We start from the raw sequence: 17,457 nt of genomic DNA, 5'->3' as shown, positions 1-17,457 counted from the left end.
GCAGGCGCAGATGCCAGGGCTGCGGACCGCCGGTGGCGGTCCGCAGCCCTGGAGATCAGATCAGCGGGTCAGGCCTTCGGGACACGCACGATCAGCGCGTCGCCCTGGCCGCCGCCGCCGCACAGCGCGGCCGCGCCGACCCCGCCGCCACGGCGCTGCAGCTCCAGCGCCAGGGTCAGCACCACGCGGGCGCCGGACATCCCGATCGGGTGGCCGAGCGCGATGGCGCCGCCGTTGACGTTGACGATGTCGGAGGAGACGCCCAGGTCCTTCATGGACTGGTGGGCGACGGCCGCGAACGCCTCGTTGATCTCGATCAGGTCGAGGTCGGCGACCTCCAGGCCCTCCTTGGCCAGCGCGTGCTTGATCGCGTTGGACGGCTGCGACTGGAGCGAGTTGTCCGGGCCGGCCACGTTGCCGTGCGCGCCGATCTCGGCGATCCAGCTCAGGCCCAGCTCCTCGGCCTTGGCCTTGCTCATCACGACCACGGCGGCGGCGCCGTCGGAGATCTGCGAGGAGGTGCCGGCGGTGATCGTGCCGTCCTTGGCGAAGGCGGGGCGCAGCTTGGCCAGGCCCTCGACGGTGGTGTCCGCGCGGATGCCCTCGTCCTGGCTGAACAGCACCGGCTCGCCCTTGCGCTGCGGGATGGCGACCGGGACGATCTCGGCGTCGAAGACCCCGTCGGCCTGCGCCTTGGCAGCCCGCTGGTGGGAGGCGGCGGCGATCTCGTCCTGCACCTCGCGCGGGATGCCCAGGCGGGTGTTGTGCTTCTCGGTGGACTCGCCCATCGGGATGTTCTCGTAGGCGTCGGTGAGGCCGTCGTACGCCATCGCGTCGAGCATCGCGATCGCGCCGTACTTGAAGCCCTCGCGGGACTTCGGCAGCAGGTGCGGGGCGTTGGTCATCGACTCCTGGCCGCCGGCCACCACGATGTCGAACTCGCCGGCCCGGATCAGCTGGTCGGCCAGCGCGATGGCGTCGAGGCCGGAGAGGCAGACCTTGTTGACGGTCAGCGCGGGGACGTTCATCGGGATGCCGGCCTTGACGGCGGCCTGGCGGGCGGGGATCTGGCCGGCGCCGGCCTGGAGCACCTGACCCATGATCACGTACTGGACCTGCTCGCCGGTGATCCCGGCCCGCTCCAGGGCTGCCTTGATCGCGACGCCGCCGAGGTCGGCACCGGAGAAGCCCTTGAGGGAGCCCAGCAGGCGGCCCATCGGGGTCCGCGCACCGGCAACGATCACAGAGGTGGTGTTGGTCATGGGACGGGCCCCTTCGCACGTCGTGGCCAGGTGAGGATGCGCTCAATGTACTGACCTGTTACCCGCCCGTCACCGGAGCGACGGTGTGATCGAGCGCACTGGCACCATCCAGTCAACACCGTGCCGACCCGCTCCGGGTGAACCGCCCACCGTGTGAGCAGGCTCGCACCCCCGGTACTGGCGCCCGTCGCCGGCCATGCGCTGCACTTGGTGCACTTTCTCCCCGACTACCCGGAGGTCGCCGTGCTGACCCGAATCGACCACATCGGCATCGCCTGCCGAGACCTGGACAAGACGGTCGAGTTCTACCGTGCCACCTACGGCTTCGAGGTCTTCCACTCCGAGGTCAACGAGGAGCAGGGCGTCCGCGAGGCCATGCTGCGGATCAACGGCACCGACGACGGCGGCGCCTCCTACCTCCAACTGCTGGAGCCCACCCGGCCCGACTCCACCGTGGCCAAGTGGCTGGAGAAGAACGGCGAGGGCGTGCACCACATCGCCTTCGGCACCGCGGACGTGGACGGCGACGCCGAGGCCATCCGCGGCAAGGGCGTCCGGGTCCTCTACGACGAGCCGCGGATCGGCTCGATGGGGTCGCGGATCACCTTCCTGCACCCCAAGGACTGCGGTGGCGTGCTGACCGAACTGGTCACCTCCGCGCAGCAGGGCCACGACGAGCACTGATCCCCTCCCGGCCCGCCCCGGGGCGGTCGGTGCCCCGGCGGCGGCCGACGGTCCGTCGGTCATGACCCGTCAGTAACCTGGCGGGAAGAGCCGGAAAACCCCCCTGCGGCCATTCCCCCGCAGTGTGCTCCCACTACAATGCCCAGGTGCGCGAAGGCTCCGGGGGACGGAGGCGACGGGCACGGCCGAAGACAGGCCCGTCCGCCCTCCGGCGGTCGGCCCGTCGCAAGGGGAGTCCATTACGCGGGCACGGCTGAACAGTCGCAAGACGGATCTGTCACCATTCTCCACAAGGCAAGAGTTCGCCCAGGAGTCCACTCGGACGGGGGAACGCGGTATCCCCGCGCTCCCGCGCCCCGGACTCCGACGACCGCGGCGGGCGGCCCCGGCACATCGGGGAGCCGTCCACCGGCTGCGGATGCAAGGACCAGTCGGACCGGCCCCCGGGAATCGGGAGCCCGGGACCGGCCGGGTCGAGGACGCGACCAGGAGATGGATGGGACCGCGGAGTGCGGGGCAACGACCGCTACGAGGCTGACGATCACCTCTCCCAGTTCGAGGCCGAGATGGGCCGGACTCGGAAGGAGCGGGACAAGGCAGTCGAGCATGCCGAGGACCTCGCCTACCAGGTGGAGGTGCTCCGGGCGAAGCTGCACGAGTCCCGCCGCATGCTCGCCCAGCCGCGCGCCTTCGACGCCGTCTCCGGCCAGGCCGAGCAGATGCTCCGCACCGCCGAGATGCAGGCCCAGCAGCTGCGCGCCGACGCCGAGCGCCAGCTGCGCGACTCCCAGGCCGCCACCCAGCGGATCATGGCCGAGGCCGCCGAGCGCACCGCCCGGCTGGAGGCCGAGCTCGCCGCCCGCCGCCGCCAGCTGGAGGACGAGCTCGCCGAACTGCGCCGCTCCGCCGAACAGCACGTCAACGGCTGGGCCGAGCAGACCCGGGCCGGCTCCGAGCAGGAAGCCCAGCGGCTGCTCCAGGACGCCCGCGCCGAGGCCGAGCGGATGGTCGCCGCCGCCCGCGCGGAGGCCGTCGCCCTCTCCGACCAGGCCCGCGCCCAGACCGCCGCCGACGTGGACGCCGCCCGCGGTGAGGCCCAGGCCGCCGCCGAGGCCGCCCTGCAGCGGGCCCAGAACGATGCCGAGCGCCTGCTGCGCGCCGCCTCCGAGCAGGCCCAGCAGGCCGGCGCCCAGGCCGCCGCCGACGTGGACGCGGCCCGCGGCGAAGCCCAGCAGCAGCTGGCCGCTGCGCACGCCGCCGCCGAGGGCCAGCTGGCCGCCGCCCAGGCCGAGATCGGCCGGCTCAAGGCCCAGGCCGCCGCCGAACAGGCCCGGGCCGAGCAGCAGCTCGCCGCGGCCAAGGCCGAGATAGACCGGCTGCGCGCCGAGGCGATCGCCGAGGCGGAGCGCACCCGTCACGAGGCCGCCGCACTGCGCGCCCAGGCCGAACGGGCCGCCGAGCAGCTCCAGGCCGACGCCGAGGCCGCCGCCGAGCGCAAGGTCGCCGACGGCGAGGCCGCCAACGAGCAGCGCTCGCAGACCGCCCGGGCCGAGGTGGCCCGGATGGTCGCCCAGGCCACCAAGGAGGCCTCGGCGATCCGCGCCGAGGCCGAGGCCGTCCGCGCCGAAGCCGTCACCAAGCAGGCCGAGGCCGACGCCGCCAAGGCCGCCGCGGCCGAGGAGAGCGAGCGGCTGCGGGCCACCGCCGAATCGGTGGCCGCCGAGCTGAAGGCCGAGGCCGAGGCGGCGATCGCGGAACTGCGCGCCCTGGCCGAGCGGGACGTCGCCGAGCTGCGCGCGCAGGCCGCGGCCGACGCCCAGCGGCTGCGCGGCGAGGCCCAGGAGGAGGGCCGGGCGGCCGGCGCCAAGGACGCCACCGTCCACCTCGCGAAGGCTGCCAAGACCGCCGAGGAGGTGCTCGGCCGGGCCAACAAGGACGCCGAGACCGCCCGCGGTGAGGCCGCCGCCGAGGCCGAGCGGATCCGTACCGAGGCCGCCGCCGAGGCACAGCGGCTGCGCGAGCAGGCCCAGGCCGCCGTCGAGCAGGCCCAGAACGCCGCCCTGGACGACGCCGCCGCGATCCGCGAGCAGATCGAGCGGATGCAGGACGAGGCGGCCCGGCTGCGGGCCGAGGCCGAGGAGCTGCGCGCCCAGGCCGCCGCCGAGGCCGACCGGGTGCGCGGCGAGGCCCGCCGCCAGGCCGTGGTCCAGATCGAGGAGTCGGCGAAGAACGCCGAGGAACTGCTCACCAGGGCCAAGGCCGACGCGGACGAGCTGCGTGCGGGTGCCGCCGGGGAGATCGAGCGGCTGCGCGGGCAGGCCCAGGAGCAGGCCGCCGAGACCCAGGGCCGGGCCGAGCAGACCCTGACGCGGGCCCGCGCCGAGGCCGGGAAGATCACCGAGGCCGCCGAGCAGCAGAGCCAGGACGCGCTCGCCGCCGCCAAGGCCGCGGCCGCCGAGAACCGGTCCGCGGCCGAGCGTGAGACCGCCGAACTCCGGCGCGAGGCAACCGAGTTCGACCAGCGGGTGCGCGCCGAGGCGATCGCCGAGGCGGAGGCCCTGACCACCGAGGCTCAGGCTGAGGCGAACGCCGTCCGGGACGCCGCGGTGACGGACGCCGAGCGGGTGCGCACCGAGGCCGACACCGAGGCCGCCCGCACCCGGGCCGAGTCCGAGGCGGCCGCGAACGCGCTGCGCGAGGAGAGCCGGCGCGAACGCGAGGAGGCCGCCGACGGGCTGCGGCGCGAGCGCGAGGAGACCGCCGAGCAGCTGGACGCCGCCGAGGCCGCCCGCGAGCAGGCCGAGCAGGCCGCCGCGCAGACCCGGGCGGAGGCCGAGCAGGAGGCCACCGAGCTGCGTGCCCTGGCCCAGCGCGAGACCACCCAGCAGCGCGAGACCGCCGAGGCCTACGCCGACCGCGTCCGCACCGAGGCCGAACAGCACAGCGCCGAGGTCCGCGAGGCGGCCGAACAGCACAGCGCCCAGGTCCACGAGGCCGCCGACACCTACGCCGGCGACGTCCGCGAGCAGGCCGACACCTACGCCGCCGAGCAGCGCACCGCCGCCGACGTCTACGCGACGGAGACCCGGGCGGAGGCCGAGCAGGAGGCCACCGAGCTGCGTGCCCTGGCCCAGCGCGAGACCACCCAGCAGCGCGAGACCGCCGAGGCCTACGCCGACCGCGTCCGCACCGAGGCCGAACAGCACGCCACCGAACTCACCAAGCGCACCGCAGCCGAGACCGCCGAGGTCCGCGAGGCGGCCGAACAGCACAGCGCCGAGGTCCGCGAGGCGGCCGAACAGCACAGCGCCGAGGTCCGCGAGGCCGCCGACAAGCACAGCGCCGAGGTCCGCGAGGCGGCCGAACAGCACAGCGCCCAGGTCCACGAGGCCGCCGACACCTACGCCGGCGACGTCCGCGAGCAGGCCGACACCTACGCCGCCGAGCAGCGCACCGCCGCCGACGAGGTGCTGGAGCGCGCCGAGGCCACCGCCGAGCAGCGCCGGGCCGAGGCCGCCAAGGACGCCAAGGCCACCCGCGAGAAGGCCGCCGCCGAACTGGCCCTGGCCAACGACCAGGCCGGGACCGTCCGGGCCGAGGCCGGCCGCGAGCTGTCCGAGGCCCGCGCCACCGCCGACGGCATCCGCGCCGGGGCCACCGCCGAGCTGGAGCAGGCCAAGGCCGACCGCGCCGAGCTGATCGCCACCGCCAAGGCCGAGGGCGCCGAGCTGGTGTCCGCCGCCGAGGAGGAGGCCGCCGAGGTCCGCCAGTCGGTGGCCGGCATGCACGAGGCCGCCGCCGAGCAGATCGCCGCGCTCAAGGCCGCCGCCGAGCAGGACGCCACCGAGGTCCGCGAGGCCGCCGAGCAGGACGCCACCGAGCTGCGCGCCCTCGCCGAGCGGGAGACCACCGAGCAGCGCGAGTCCGCCGACGCGTACGCCGCCGAGCTGCGTGCCCTGGTCGAGCGGGAGACCACCGAGCAGCGCGAGTTCGTCGACCGCGAGACCGCCGACCTGCGCGCTCGCACCGAGGCCGAGACCACCGCCCTGCGCGAGCAGACCGAGCTGGAGCTGGCCGCCGAGCGGGAGGCCGCCGGGAACGAGCTCGGCCGGCTGCGCGCCGAGGCCCTGGCGTACGACGAGCAGCTGCGTGCGGACGCCGAGAACGAGTTGCACGCCGCCCAGGAGGCCGCCGAGCAGCTGCGCGCCGACGCCGAGGCGCAGGCCGCCCGTACGGTGGCCGAGGCCGAGGCCCAGGGCGCCCGCACCGTCGCCGACGCCGAGGAACTGTCCGCCGGCCTGCACGCCGAGGCCGAGGAGTACGCCCTCGCCACCCGCACCCTGGCCGACGAGTACGACTCCGACACCCACTTCCGCGCCGACGCCTACGACGCGCAGACCCGGGAGGCCGCCGAGCAGTTCGACAAGGCCACCCGCGAGCAGGCCAAGTCCGTCCTGGAGAAGGCCTTTGCGGACGCCGAGGCGCTCGGAGAGGACGCCCAGACCACCGCGCTGGCCACCACCGCCGCCGCCGAGGAGCAGGCGGACGCGATGGTCGCTGCCGCCCGCAAGGAGGCCGACCGGCTGGTCGCCGCCGGCGAGGCGGCCGGTCAGGCCGAGGTCGAGAAGGGCCGCTCCGACGCGGACGCCCTGCTCGCCGAGGCCCGCCGGGACGCGACCGCGATCCGCGAGCGCGCCGAGGAGCTGCGCGAGCGCACCGACGCCGAGGTCGAGGCCCTGCACGAGCGCGCCCGCAAGGAGAACGCGGCGGCCATGAAGTCGGCCGGCGAGCGGGTGGACGCGCTGGTGACGGCCGCCCAGGAGCAGCTGACCGAGGCCGAGGAGCAGGCGGTGTCCGCCGTCGCCGAGGCCGAGGACCGTGCAGCGGCCCTGGTCGCCGCGGCCGAGGACCGGGCGGCCGAGCTGACCTCGGAGGCCTCCGCGGAGGCCAGCAAGGTCCGGATCTCCGCCGTCCGCAAGGCCGAGGGCCTGCTGAAGGAGGCGGAGACCAAGCTCGCCGACTCCACCAGCCGCGCCGAGGCGCTCATCGTCAAGGCCGAGGCCAAGCTGCACTCGGCCGAGACCGAGGCCGAGGAGCGGCTGGACCAGGCCTCCGCCGAGGCGGAGAAGCGACTGCGGGACGCCGACGAGGCCGCGGACGAGCAGATCGAGCTGGCCAAGGCGGAGGCCGAGCGGCTGCTCGCCGAGGCGAAGGCCGAGGCGAAGCGGGCCACCGACGAGGGCCGGCGCGAGCTGGACGAACTGGTGCGCCGCCGCAAGGACATCAACACCGAGATCTCCAGGGTCCAGGACGTGCTGTCCGCTCTGGAGGCATTCGAGGCACCGTCACCGGTCGCCCAGGCCAACGGGGGAAGCAGCAGCAAGAAGGACGGGGGTGCCAAGGCCGGTGCCGGAGTTGGCTCCCCCCGGTCGGGTGGCAATCGCTCCAAGAGCTCACCACCCGATTGAGCGGACATTGGCGGTCATTGTCCGTGAGAGAACGGCGTATAGCCGTCGACACTCCGGTACCGTGTCAGGATTCCCTCAACCACCTCAGCGGTTTGACGACAGGAAGCCCAGAACCCCATGAGCGACAGTCACTCCCCTCACGGCTTCGACCTGGTGCGCCGTGGGTACGAGCGCGCCCAGGTCGACGAGCGGATCACCAAGCTGGTGGCCGACCGTGACAGTGCCTTGACCCGGATCAGCGCGCTGGAGAAGCGCATCGAGGAGCTCCACCTGGAGACCCAGTCCGCCCAGGCTGCGGTCGTCGAGCAGGAGCCCTCCTACGCCGGTCTCGGCGCCCGGGTCGAGAAGATCCTGCGACTCGCCGAGGAGGAGGCCAAGGACCTGCGCGACGAGGCGCACCGCGCCGCCGAGCAGCACCGCGAGCTCGCCGAGGCCGCCGCCCAGCAGGTCCGCACCGAGGCCGAGAACTACGCCAAGGACCGCAAGGCCAAGGCGGAGGACGAGGGGCTGCGGATCGTCGACAAGTCCAAGAGCGACGCCGCCCAGCTGCGCGCCGAGGCCAACAAGGACGCCCAGAACAAGCGCGAGGAGGCGGACGCCCTCTTCGAGGACACCCGCACCAAGGCCGCCCAGGCCGCGCTGGAGTTCGAGACCAACCTGGCCAAGCGCCGCGAGCAGTCCGAGCGCGACCTGGCAGCCCGTCAGGCCAAGGCCGAGAAGCGCCTGGCCGAGATCGAGCACCGGGCCGAGCAGCTGCGCCTGGAGGCCGAGAAGCTGCGCACCGACGCCGAGCGCCGCGCCCGCCAGACCGTCGAGACGGCCCAGCGCCAGTCCGAGGACATCGTGGCCGACGCCAACGCCAAGGCGGACCGCATCCGCAGCGAATCCGAGCGCGAGCTGGCGGCGCTCACCAACCGCCGCGACAGCATCAACGCCCAGCTGACCAACGTCCGCGAGATGCTGGCGACGCTGACCGGCGCGGCCGTGGCCGCCGCCTCGCTGCCGAACGACGACACCATGGGCGTGCCCGCCCAACAGTCGCGCTGACGCACGCCGGACCGAGCAGCACCGCAGGCCCTCACCCGCCCCGGGTGAGGGCCTGTCGGCTTTCGCGCCGTCATCGCCTCGGCCGCCTCCAGGGCCTGCCGGGGACAGGCCCTCACCGGGGGTAGGCGCCGTCCGGCCGCTGGTACCCGCTGCTGAGCTGGTTGCCCTCGTCGTCCGAGACGGTGCCGAACCAGGAGGTGCACCAGACCGACACCGAGTCCGGCCAGTACTGCACCTCGAAGGGGTGCCCGGGCCCGTAGTCGCCGTACGAGGTGACGATGAAGGTCTCCCCCGGGCGCATCCAGTAGTCCTCGCCGAGCGGTTCCAGGGTCAGCTCGACCAGCCCCTCGCCCCGGTTGGTCACGGGCATCCGGCCGGTCACCTCCAGCGCCGAGAAGTCCCAGGCCGCCGCGTCCTGACTCTCCTGGCTCATCCGGCGGCCACCCGGGCGAGCAGGGTGCGCACGGCGGCGTCGAAGGCCTCGGGCGCCTCCAGGGCGCTCAGGTGGCCCACCCCGGGGAGGACGGTCAGCTCGGCGCCGGGCCGGGCCCGCACCATCAGCTCGGCCTCCTCCGGCGCCACCAGGGCGTCCTGGGCGCCCGCCACGATCGCGACCGGCACCCGCAGGGCGGCCAGCACGTCCAGGGCGTCCGGTCGGGCCGCCATGGCCCGCTGGGCCCAGGCGACGGCGGCCGGCGGCGCGGCGGCGACCATCGCCTGCACCCGCTCCACCAGGTGCTGCGAGTCCGGCCCGAGCTGCCCGGCCGCGACCTGCTCGTCCAGCAGCAGCTGCACGCTGTCCCGGGCGGTGACGGCGGCGGCGATCCGCTCCCGGTTGGCCCGTGCCGCGTCGGTGTCGGCGGTGGCCCGGGTGTTGGCCAGCAGCAGTCCGGACAGCCGGCCGGGGTGGCGGCGGGCGAAGGCCAGCGCCACGTAGCCGCCCATGGAGAGCCCGCCGACCACCGCGCGCTCGATCCCGGCCGCGTCCAGCAGCAGTGCGAGGTCGTCCGCGACCAGGTCCAGCGAGGGCTCGTCGGCGCCCAGCCCGGTGCCGCCGAACCCCCGCTGGTCGGGGGCGAGCACGCGCGCTTCGTCCCCGGTCAGGCCGGGCAGCGCGTCCAGTTGGGACGACCACATCGAGGCGTTCAACGGAAAGGCGTGCAACAGCACGAGGGGTGTTCCGGTACCGCTCTCGCGGACCGACACTGCGGAGGGGAGCTCGCTCATGCGCCCACCTCGCTTCGCTCGGCGGGGGCCTTCGCCCATGCGCACCTCTCGATGACTCGCTCGCTTCGCTCGCTCATGTCTCCAACCTATTCCGGTGCGTCTGGCAGGCCCACTCAGCGGGCCGCGATGCCCCCTTTGTCCTAGCCTGACAAGGAACTCAGGGAGCGCGAATGATCGAGCTGCACGAACTGACGAAACGTTACGGCAAGACGCTTGCGGTGGACCGTCTCAGCTTCCGGGTCCCCCAGGGGGTGGTGACCGGCTTCCTCGGCCCCAACGGCGCCGGCAAGTCCACCACCATGCGCATGATCCTCGACCTCGACCGCCCGACCGCCGGCCGGGTCACCATCGACGGCAGGCACTACGGGCAGCTCAGCGAGCCGCTCAAGTACATCGGCGCGCTGCTGGAGGCCAAGGCCGTCCACCCCGGCCGCACCGCCCGCGACCACCTGCTCTGGCTCGCCCAGAGCAACCGCATCCCCGAGCGCCGGGTGGACGAGGTGCTCGCCCTGGTCGGCCTCACCCCGGTGGCCCGCAAGCGGGCCCGCGGCTTCTCACTCGGCATGGGCCAGCGCCTGGGCATCGCCTCCGCCCTGCTCGGCGATCCGGAGATCGTCATGTTCGACGAGCCGGTCAACGGCCTGGACCCGGAGGGCATCCTCTGGATCCGCAACCTGATGAAGCGCCTCGCCGCCGAGGGCCGGACGATCCTCGTCTCCTCCCACCTGATGAGCGAGATGGCCGTCACCGCCGACCACCTGGTGGTCATCGGCCGGGGGCGGCTGCTCGCCGACCTGCCGATGCCGGAGTTCATCCGGCGCAACTCCCGCTCCGCCGTACGGCTGCGCAGCCCGGAACCCGAGCGGCTGCTCGACGTGCTGGCCGAGGCCGGCCTGCGCCACGAGCCGGGCCCGGACGGCTCCTACGAGGTGGTCGACGGGGACATCGCCCGGCTCGGCGAGCTGTTCGCGGGAAACGGCGTGGTGCTGCACGAGCTCAGCCCGCAGCAGGCCTCGCTGGAGGAGGCCTTCCTGCAGATGACGGCCGACTCGGTGGAGTACCACGCGGGCGACGGACCGGGCCTGGACGCGGCCGGCGCGCCCACCGCGTGGGGCGCCGACTGGAAGGCGGACGGCTCCCGGAGGACCACCACCACGGCACTGCAGGAGGAGAACTGAGATGGCGTCCTTCCCGGCGGTCCTGCGCTCCGAGTGGACGAAGATCCGCAGCGTCCGCTCGACGGTCTGGACGCTCGCGCTGACCTTCGTCGTCACGGTCGGCATCGGCGCGCTGCTGTCCCTGCTCACCAACAACAACTTCAGCGAGTTCCGGCGGAACGGGCAGGTCCCGTTCGACGCCACCGGGACGTCCTTCTCCGGCATCATGCTCGGCGAGCTGGCCATCATCGTCTTCGGCGTGCTGGCGATCGGCAACGAGTACAGCAGCGGCATGATCCGGGCCTCCCTCGCCGCCGTCCCGCAGCGCGCCACCCTGCTCACCGGCAAGACGGCGGTGCTCGGCGCGCTGGCCCTCGCGGTCTCGCTGATGACGGCCTTCGCCACCTTCTTCGTCGGCCAGGCGCTGCTCGGCCCGCACTCCACCACGATCGGCGAGCCGAACGTGCTGCGGGCCGTGTTCGGAGCCGCGCTGTACCTGACGATGCTCTGCCTGTTCTCGGCGGGCGTCACCACGATGCTGCACAACCAGACGCTCGCGCTCGGCGTGCTGGTGCCGTTCTTCTTCCTGCTCTCGCCGATCCTCTCGGCGGTGCCGAAGGTCAGGACGCTGGCCCACTACTTCCCCGACTACGCGGGCTCGCGGATGCTGCTGGTGTACGAGCAGCCCGGCCAGCCGTACGGGCCGTGGACCGGTTTCTTCATCTGCCTCGCCTGGACGGCGGCGGCGCTGGTCGGCGGTGCGCTGGTGCTCAGGAAGCGCGACGCGTAGCCGACCCCGCGGCGGGACCGTCAGTACCGCGGAGCGCCGCGGCCTCGCAGGACGTTGGAGGCCCGGCGCTCCCGCGCACCCCAGCAGGCGCGGTGCCAGTGCCGCCGGTCGTCCACCCCCGCGCCGTGCATCGGCCAGGCCACCACGTGGCCCACCCCCGGCGGGATCTCCTGGTCGCAGCCCGGGCAGCGGTAGAACCGCCCCGCGGTCCCGGCGACCGTCTGGACCACCCAGTCCTCGCCCCGGTAGCTCTCGGTGCGGCGCAGCGAACCGCCGAGCGGGGCGGCCGCCTCGGCGCTCTCTCGGGGGGCGGCGATCTTGATCCGGTTGCGGCGCGGAGACACGCGGACTCCCTCTCCTCCTGGGCTCTGGGTCGTTCCAGCCTACGGCCGGCCGGACTCCCGCACGGCCACTATCACGGCGCCGTCCGGCACTTCGGGGTTTTTGCCCAGATCCACCCGATCATCGGGGAAATTCAGGGTTCCGCGTGCCATTGGCACATGACATCGGATACCCACAAGGGGAAGAGGCGGGGCCCGCAGACCCTGCGCGCACCCGAGGAGGACCAACGATGAGCAAGACCAGCGCCCGACCCGAGACCGGTCGGCCCGTCGGGATCCGGCCGCCCGTCCCCGGCCCGACGCTGACCTCCGTCCCCCCGGTGACGGCCCTCGCCGGCGAGCCGCTGCCGGCGCCCCAGCGGGCGGGCGCGCTGCCGCCGTCCACCGGTCCGGTGCGGGTCGGCCTGTTCCTGCTGTCCGCGCAGTTCCCCGGGCAGGGCCACGGGGAAGCGCTGGAGCGCACCGTCCGCTCCGCCGTCGAGGCCGAACGTGCGGGCCTGGACAGCGTCTGGCTGGCCGAGCACCACTTCGTGCCGTACGGGGTGTGCCCGGACGCCGCCACGCTGGCCGCGATGCTGCTCGGCCGCACCCGCCGGATCGGCGTCGGCACGGCGGTCAGCGTGCTCTCCACCCACCACCCGGTGGGGCTCGGCGAGCAGGCCGCGCTGCTGCACCTCACCTCCGGCGGACGGTTCACGCTCGGGGTGGGCCGCGGCGGGCCGTGGATCGACCTGGACGTGTTCGGCGGCGGCGTGGACGCCTTCGAGAACGGCTTCCCGGAGCGGCTGGACCTGCTGCTGCGCTGGCTGCGCGGCTCCCGGGTCGGCGCGGACGGCCCGCAGTTCACCTTCCCCGAGGTCGCGGTGGTGCCGCGGGCCACCGAACCCCTGCGGCGGCCGGGCCTGAGCAGCTGGCTCGGCCTCGGCGGACGCTCCGGACCGGTGCGCTTCCCGCGCCAGCGCCGGGACGACGAGGGCCTCGGCGAGGAGCTCGCCGTCGACGGGCGGCCGGTGGCCGGCCCGCCCGTGGTGGTCGCCTGCACCTCGCCGGGCGGGGTGCGGCTGGCCGCCGAGCGCGGCCTGCCGATGCTGCTCGGCATGCACTCCGGGGACGACGACAAGCTGCGGATGCTGGAGCTGTACCGGACCGCCTGGCTCGCCGCCGGGCGCAGCGAGGAGCAGCTGCGCCGGATCGGCCGCCAGCACGTCGCGGCCGGGGTCGCCCAGGTCGACGACCGCGCCGCGGCGGCCCGGTCCACGCTGCTGAACGCGATGCCCGGCTGGTTCGAGTACGGGCTCGGCGCCCACCGCACCGTGGACGGCCGCGAGCGCAAGATGCGCGACCCGCGCCAGTACACCGAGATGCTCTGCGACCTGCACGCGGTGGGCACCCCGCGGCAGTGCGCCGACCGGCTGCTGGCCACCGCCGAGCGCACCGGCATCCGGCGCTTCGCCCTGCTCGCCGAGGGCAGCGGCGACCAGGAGGCGACCCTGCAGAACATCTCCCGGCTCGGCTCCGAGGTGCTGCCGCAGCTGGGCTGAACCCCGTGGGGGACGGGCCCGGGCCGCCGCCCCTCCCCCCGCACCGGGGGACGGGGGCGGCCGGCGCCGCAGCGGGGTACGACGAGGTCAGCAGTCCCGCAGCTCCTCGGACTGGTTGAGCAGCTGCTCCCGGACCGAGGTGAAGCGGTCGTACCGCGCCTCGTTGGCCTCCGACGGCAGGAACACCGCCACCCGGTGACAGTTCTGGAAGGCCAGCCGGACCCCGAAGTGGCGCTGGAGGGCGCCCCGGATGGCGTCGCTGGCAAGGGCGCGCAGCAGCTGGCCACGGGCCTGCTCGCTGGGCGGCGGTACCTGGTTGTCGGCGAAGTCGGTGCCGTCGACCTTCGCCTGGGCGACCAGCGAGCTGATCAGGTCCCAGGCGTACGGCAGCGAGACGCGGACGCAGTCGACGAATTCCCGCTCGTCGACCTCGCCCCGCTCGGCCTTCTCCAGCAGGGCCGGTGAGACGTCGAGCGACATGGATTCTCCTCTCGCGGTCCACCCGCGCGGCGCCCGGGTGGTCGTGCGTAGGTCAAGCTCACAGTGAGGGTGGCGGATTCGCGTGGGGTGCCCGGAACACCGAGGGACAGGGGTGTTTCCGGCACCTCCGCGACAGCGGCGGCACCACGGGACGTGACGTCCTGGACACCGAACGCGCTCAGAACAGCGTGGCAGTCAACGGCGCGACAGGCCGGTCGTTCCTGTGTATTGCTACGGAAATACGTTGCGGTGCACCAGATTGGCCGGATCCCGTCGGATCGTTCATCTGCAGTCTCCATCCCCGTTGACACCGGCCCCGCAAGCGTGCCGTCACACACCGTAGCGACCTGAGGGTGGGGGCGCCAGACCTCGACGGGCGGCAGCGGGACCGCAGGACCTCAATGTTGGCCGGGTTCGCGCTTTCTTCACCCCGTCGTCGTGGAATCGCATCAACTGGCCCTGGTGGGCTAGCGTGGTCGACCGTGCGTCTCGTAATTGCCCGCTGCTCAGTCGACTATGCCGGTCGGCTCTCCGCCCATCTGCCCTCCGCCACCAGGCTGATCCTGGTCAAGGCCGACGGCAGCGTCAGCATCCACGCCGACGACCGCGCCTACAAGCCGCTCAACTGGATGTCCCCGCCGTGCGTCCTCAAGGAGGCCGACGGGGTCTGGACGGTGGAGAACAAGGCCGGCGAGAAGCTCATCATCACGCTGGAGGAAGTGCTGCACGACACGTCCCACGAGCTCGGGGTCGACCCGGGCCTGATCAAGGACGGCGTCGAGGCGCACCTCCAGGAGCTGCTCGCGGACCGGATGGAGGTGCTCGGTACCGGCTGGTCGCTGATCCGCCGCGAATACCCCACCGCGATCGGCCCGGTCGACATCCTCTGCCGCGACGCCGACGGCGCCACGGTGGCCGTCGAGATCAAGCGCCGCGGCGAGATCGACGGTGTCGAGCAGCTCACCCGCTACCTCGAACTCCTCAACCGGGACCCGCTGCTGGCCCCGGTCAAGGGCGTCTTCGCCGCGCAGGAGATCAAGCCGCAGGCCCGCGTCCTGGCCACCGACCGCGGAATCGGCTGCGTGGTGCTGGACTACGACGAGCTGCGCGGCATCGACGACGACAAGCTCAAGCTGTTCTGACCGTCCGCTTTCCGACCGCTCAGGACGGCCCCTAGGCGGTCGGACTGGCCGTCCCGCCCGGGGCGGTCGGCGACCCGGACGCGGCCGGCGGCGAGCTCGGGGTGGACGCCGGCGACGACGGCGACGACGGGCTGTGGCTCGGCTCCGTCGCCTTCGAGGGCTGCCCGGTCGACTGAGGCGGCTGCGGCTGCCCCGGCTGCGGGGCCGGCGGCTGGCCCGGTGCGGGCGGCTGCTGCGGGGCCTGCGACTCTCCCGCCCCCGGCGAGGAACTCGGCTTCCTCGTCGGCGAGGCGCTCGGCGAGTGCGAGGCGCTGCCGCTCACGGACGGCTCCGGGCCGGCCCCCTGCCCCGCCGGACCGCCCGGCTCGGCACCGGCCGTCCCCGGGCCGGCGCTGCCGGAGGGCTGCGGGAACGGCGGGTCCTGGGTGCCGCTGCCGCCGTCCAGCCGGCCGTTGTGCGGATCCCTCCCCTTGATCTCGTCCGGTCCGCTGAAGCTCATCGCCACCGCCGTGCCGAGCACCCCCAGGGTCAGCACCGCCGTGGAGACCACGGCCGCCCGGCGCCGCCTGCTGGACTTCAGGCCGGCCGGCACCCGGGCCGCGATCTTGCGGATCACCGGCGCGCGGCCGGGCGCCGCCACGGCGGGCGCGGCGGCCGGCAGCTGCCGGCCCTCGGCGCGCAGCAGGTCGAGCATCCGGCGGGCGGCGGCCACCCCGCGCTGCTCGCCCGCCGCGGACCGCAGGGTGAGCGCGGTCTCCAGTTCGGCGATGGCCCGGGAGGGCTGCTGGACGCAGATCGCGTGCACGCCCGCCTCGTGGTGGAACCAGGCCTGGTCGACCGCGGAACCGGTCCGGCGGGCCGCCTCCAGACCGAACTGGAGCACCCGCTCCCAGGCACCCCAGCGCAGCGACAGCGCCAGCGCGGGCGCCGCCGCCCGGGCGAGCCGGACCACCGCGTCGTGCCGCCCGGCGGTGCGGTCGGCGAGCAGGACCCCGATCACCACCTCGGCCTCGGCGGCGATCTGTTCCAGCGACACCGAGCTGTGCCCGACCCACCAGGCGAAGTGCTGGGCGGCACCGTCGACGCAGCCGCGGGCCGGCCAGTGCGGGGCGAGCAGTTCGAGCGCGCCGGCGGTCAGCCGGTGGTGCCCGCCGATGGACACCGCCAGTCCGGCGTCGCCGAGTTCGGCGAGGGCGGCCTCGCCCTGCCCGACGTCGATCAGCGCCGGCAGGTGCGGCGCGGTGGGGCACTCGCCGCCGAGCGCGACGGCGAGCCGCAGCACGGCCTGCGCGGGCTCGCTCAGGCCCTCGGCGAGCCGGACCGCGGGCGAGGCGGTCTCCGCCACCGAGGGCAGCGGGACGGTGCAGCGCAGCTCGTTCTCCCGGATCGCCGGGTCCGGGTCGTGGACGAGCTCGTCGACGGCTCCGAAGACGTCCATCCGGTCGTCCTCGGCGGCGACCAGCGCGTCCACCGAGACGTCCCGCTGGCGCAGCAGTGCGGCGGCCTGGACGAAGCGCAGCGGCAGGCCCTCGGACTCGAACCAGAGGTCCACCGCCCAGGCCTTCTCGGCGACGTCCAGCGGCCGCCCGGCCAGCCGGGCGGTGAGGGCGAGGCAGGCGGAGCGGGAGAGCCCGGCCACCAGGTGGTCCTGGAGCCGGGAGCCGGCGGGCAGCGGCGGGCCGTCCGGGGCGGCGGAGATCAGGAAGGCGCAGCCGGGGGCGGCGGCGAGCAACTGCTCCAGCTCGGCGCCGGAGGGCTCGGTGGCGTCGATCACCACGATCGCGCCGACCTCGGCGAGGTGGGCGGCCAGCTGCCCGGGGTCGGGGCGGTACCCGGGGGCGTAGTGGGTGGCCGCGAAGAGGTCCTGGAGCAGGTCGGGGACGGTCCGGCGGTGGCCGCAGAGCTGCACCACACCGCCGGGGGCGAGGTCGGCGGCGGCCTCGGCGACGGCCGACAGCAGCGCGCTGCGACCCGAGCCGGCCTGGCCGACCAGGCGTATCGAGCGGCCCTCGGCGAGCAGGCCGAGCAGTTCGGCGATGTCGGTCTCGCGGTCCAGCATCGGCAGGTCGGCGGGCCCGGCGCCGAGTGCGAGCGGGCCGACCGCGCGGCCTACGCCGCCGACCGGGCCGCGGGCGGGCTCGCTGCGTTCGATCCGGCGCGGGCGCGGCCGCCACTCCTCGGGACAGGGCCTGGCCTCGGAGCCGTCCGGGGCGCCGACGCCCACCAGCAGGCCACCGAAGACCAGTTCGCCGCCACGGGTGCGGACGGCCTCCTGCCGGAACTCCCCGGATGGCTGTGCCACGTTCTGCTCCGCATCG

At 74.4% G+C, this 17,457-nt stretch carries 13 protein-coding genes; 7 read left to right on the top strand and 6 right to left on the bottom strand.

Annotated features, from left to right (window positions below; translation table 11 throughout):
• Window positions 1-68: 68 nt before the first annotated feature.
• Complete coding sequence (locus AB0O11_RS07290) at window positions 69-1,262, bottom strand: acetyl-CoA C-acetyltransferase (protein WP_363382741.1); 1,194 nt, start codon at window positions 1,260-1,262, stop codon at window positions 69-71.
• 243 nt (window positions 1,263-1,505) lie between these two features.
• Here AB0O11_RS07290 and mce point away from each other — a divergent pair, with 243 nt between their 5' ends.
• The 3 genes from mce to AB0O11_RS07275 all read left to right on the top strand — a co-directional run bounded on the left by mce (window position 1,506) and on the right by AB0O11_RS07275 (window position 8,461).
• On the top strand, window positions 1,506-1,946 hold the full coding sequence (gene mce, locus AB0O11_RS07285) for a methylmalonyl-CoA epimerase (RefSeq protein ID WP_363382989.1): 441 nt from the start codon (window positions 1,506-1,508) through the stop codon (window positions 1,944-1,946).
• A 509-nt stretch (window positions 1,947-2,455) separates the two neighbouring features.
• The gene (locus AB0O11_RS07280) at window positions 2,456-7,414 is read left to right on the top strand and encodes a hypothetical protein (RefSeq protein WP_363382738.1); all 4,959 of its coding nucleotides are present in this window, start codon (window positions 2,456-2,458) and stop codon (window positions 7,412-7,414) included.
• A gap of 117 nt (window positions 7,415-7,531) precedes the next feature.
• Window positions 7,532-8,461, top strand: a complete 930-nt coding sequence (locus AB0O11_RS07275) for a cellulose-binding protein (RefSeq protein WP_224283202.1) — start codon at window positions 7,532-7,534, stop codon at window positions 8,459-8,461.
• A gap of 112 nt (window positions 8,462-8,573) precedes the next feature.
• Here the strand turns inward: AB0O11_RS07275 and AB0O11_RS07270 are convergent, their stop codons facing one another.
• Together AB0O11_RS07270 and AB0O11_RS07265 are read right to left on the bottom strand one after the other, a co-directional pair.
• Complete coding sequence (locus tag AB0O11_RS07270; RefSeq protein ID WP_224283203.1) at window positions 8,574-8,894, bottom strand: hypothetical protein; 321 nt, start codon at window positions 8,892-8,894, stop codon at window positions 8,574-8,576.
• A complete protein-coding gene (locus AB0O11_RS07265) occupies window positions 8,891-9,688 on the bottom strand; it encodes an alpha/beta hydrolase (RefSeq protein ID WP_363382734.1) in 798 nt (265 codons plus the stop codon). Before AB0O11_RS07265 ends, AB0O11_RS07270 begins: the two co-directional genes overlap by 4 nt.
• Before the next feature lie 170 nt (window positions 9,689-9,858).
• On the opposite strand from AB0O11_RS07265, the gene AB0O11_RS07260 reads away from it, so the two are divergent.
• Together AB0O11_RS07260 and AB0O11_RS07255 are read left to right on the top strand one after the other, a co-directional pair.
• Window positions 9,859-10,866, top strand: a complete 1,008-nt coding sequence (locus AB0O11_RS07260; RefSeq protein WP_363382731.1) for an ABC transporter ATP-binding protein — start codon at window positions 9,859-9,861, stop codon at window positions 10,864-10,866.
• Window position 10,867: 1 nt separating this feature from the next.
• Window positions 10,868-11,635, top strand: a complete 768-nt coding sequence (locus tag AB0O11_RS07255) for an ABC transporter permease subunit (protein ID WP_363382728.1) — start codon at window positions 10,868-10,870, stop codon at window positions 11,633-11,635.
• A 20-nt stretch (window positions 11,636-11,655) separates the two neighbouring features.
• Here AB0O11_RS07255 and AB0O11_RS07250 read toward each other — a convergent pair whose 3' ends face one another.
• Window positions 11,656-11,979, bottom strand: coding sequence for an ATP/GTP-binding protein (locus AB0O11_RS07250; protein ID WP_363382725.1), 324 nt, complete (start codon window positions 11,977-11,979; stop codon window positions 11,656-11,658).
• A gap of 389 nt (window positions 11,980-12,368) precedes the next feature.
• Here AB0O11_RS07250 and AB0O11_RS07245 point away from each other — a divergent pair, with 389 nt between their 5' ends.
• Window positions 12,369-13,517 carry an LLM class flavin-dependent oxidoreductase gene (locus AB0O11_RS07245; RefSeq protein ID WP_363382987.1) on the top strand — a complete coding sequence of 383 codons (1,149 nt, stop codon included), beginning with the start codon at window positions 12,369-12,371 and terminating at the stop codon, window positions 13,515-13,517.
• An 87-nt stretch (window positions 13,518-13,604) separates the two neighbouring features.
• Here AB0O11_RS07245 and AB0O11_RS07240 read toward each other — a convergent pair whose 3' ends face one another.
• Window positions 13,605-13,997, bottom strand: a complete 393-nt coding sequence (locus tag AB0O11_RS07240; protein WP_045694845.1) for an SCO5389 family protein — start codon at window positions 13,995-13,997, stop codon at window positions 13,605-13,607.
• Window positions 13,998-14,479: 482 nt separating this feature from the next.
• Here AB0O11_RS07240 and nucS point away from each other — a divergent pair, with 482 nt between their 5' ends.
• Window positions 14,480-15,139: an endonuclease NucS gene (nucS, locus tag AB0O11_RS07235; protein ID WP_224285208.1), complete on the top strand. Its 660-nt coding sequence runs from the start codon at window positions 14,480-14,482 to the stop codon at window positions 15,137-15,139.
• 31 nt (window positions 15,140-15,170) lie between these two features.
• On the opposite strand, the gene AB0O11_RS07230 is transcribed toward nucS, so the two are convergent.
• Window positions 15,171-17,441: an ATP-binding protein gene (locus AB0O11_RS07230; protein ID WP_363382720.1), complete on the bottom strand. Its 2,271-nt coding sequence runs from the start codon at window positions 17,439-17,441 to the stop codon at window positions 15,171-15,173.
• Window positions 17,442-17,457 lie beyond the last annotated feature (16 nt).

The sequence above is a fragment of the Kitasatospora sp. NPDC093102 genome, assembly GCF_040683915.1.
Lineage (GTDB): Bacteria > Actinomycetota > Actinomycetes > Streptomycetales > Streptomycetaceae > Kitasatospora.
This window is presented reverse-complemented; position numbering and strand designations above follow the sequence as displayed.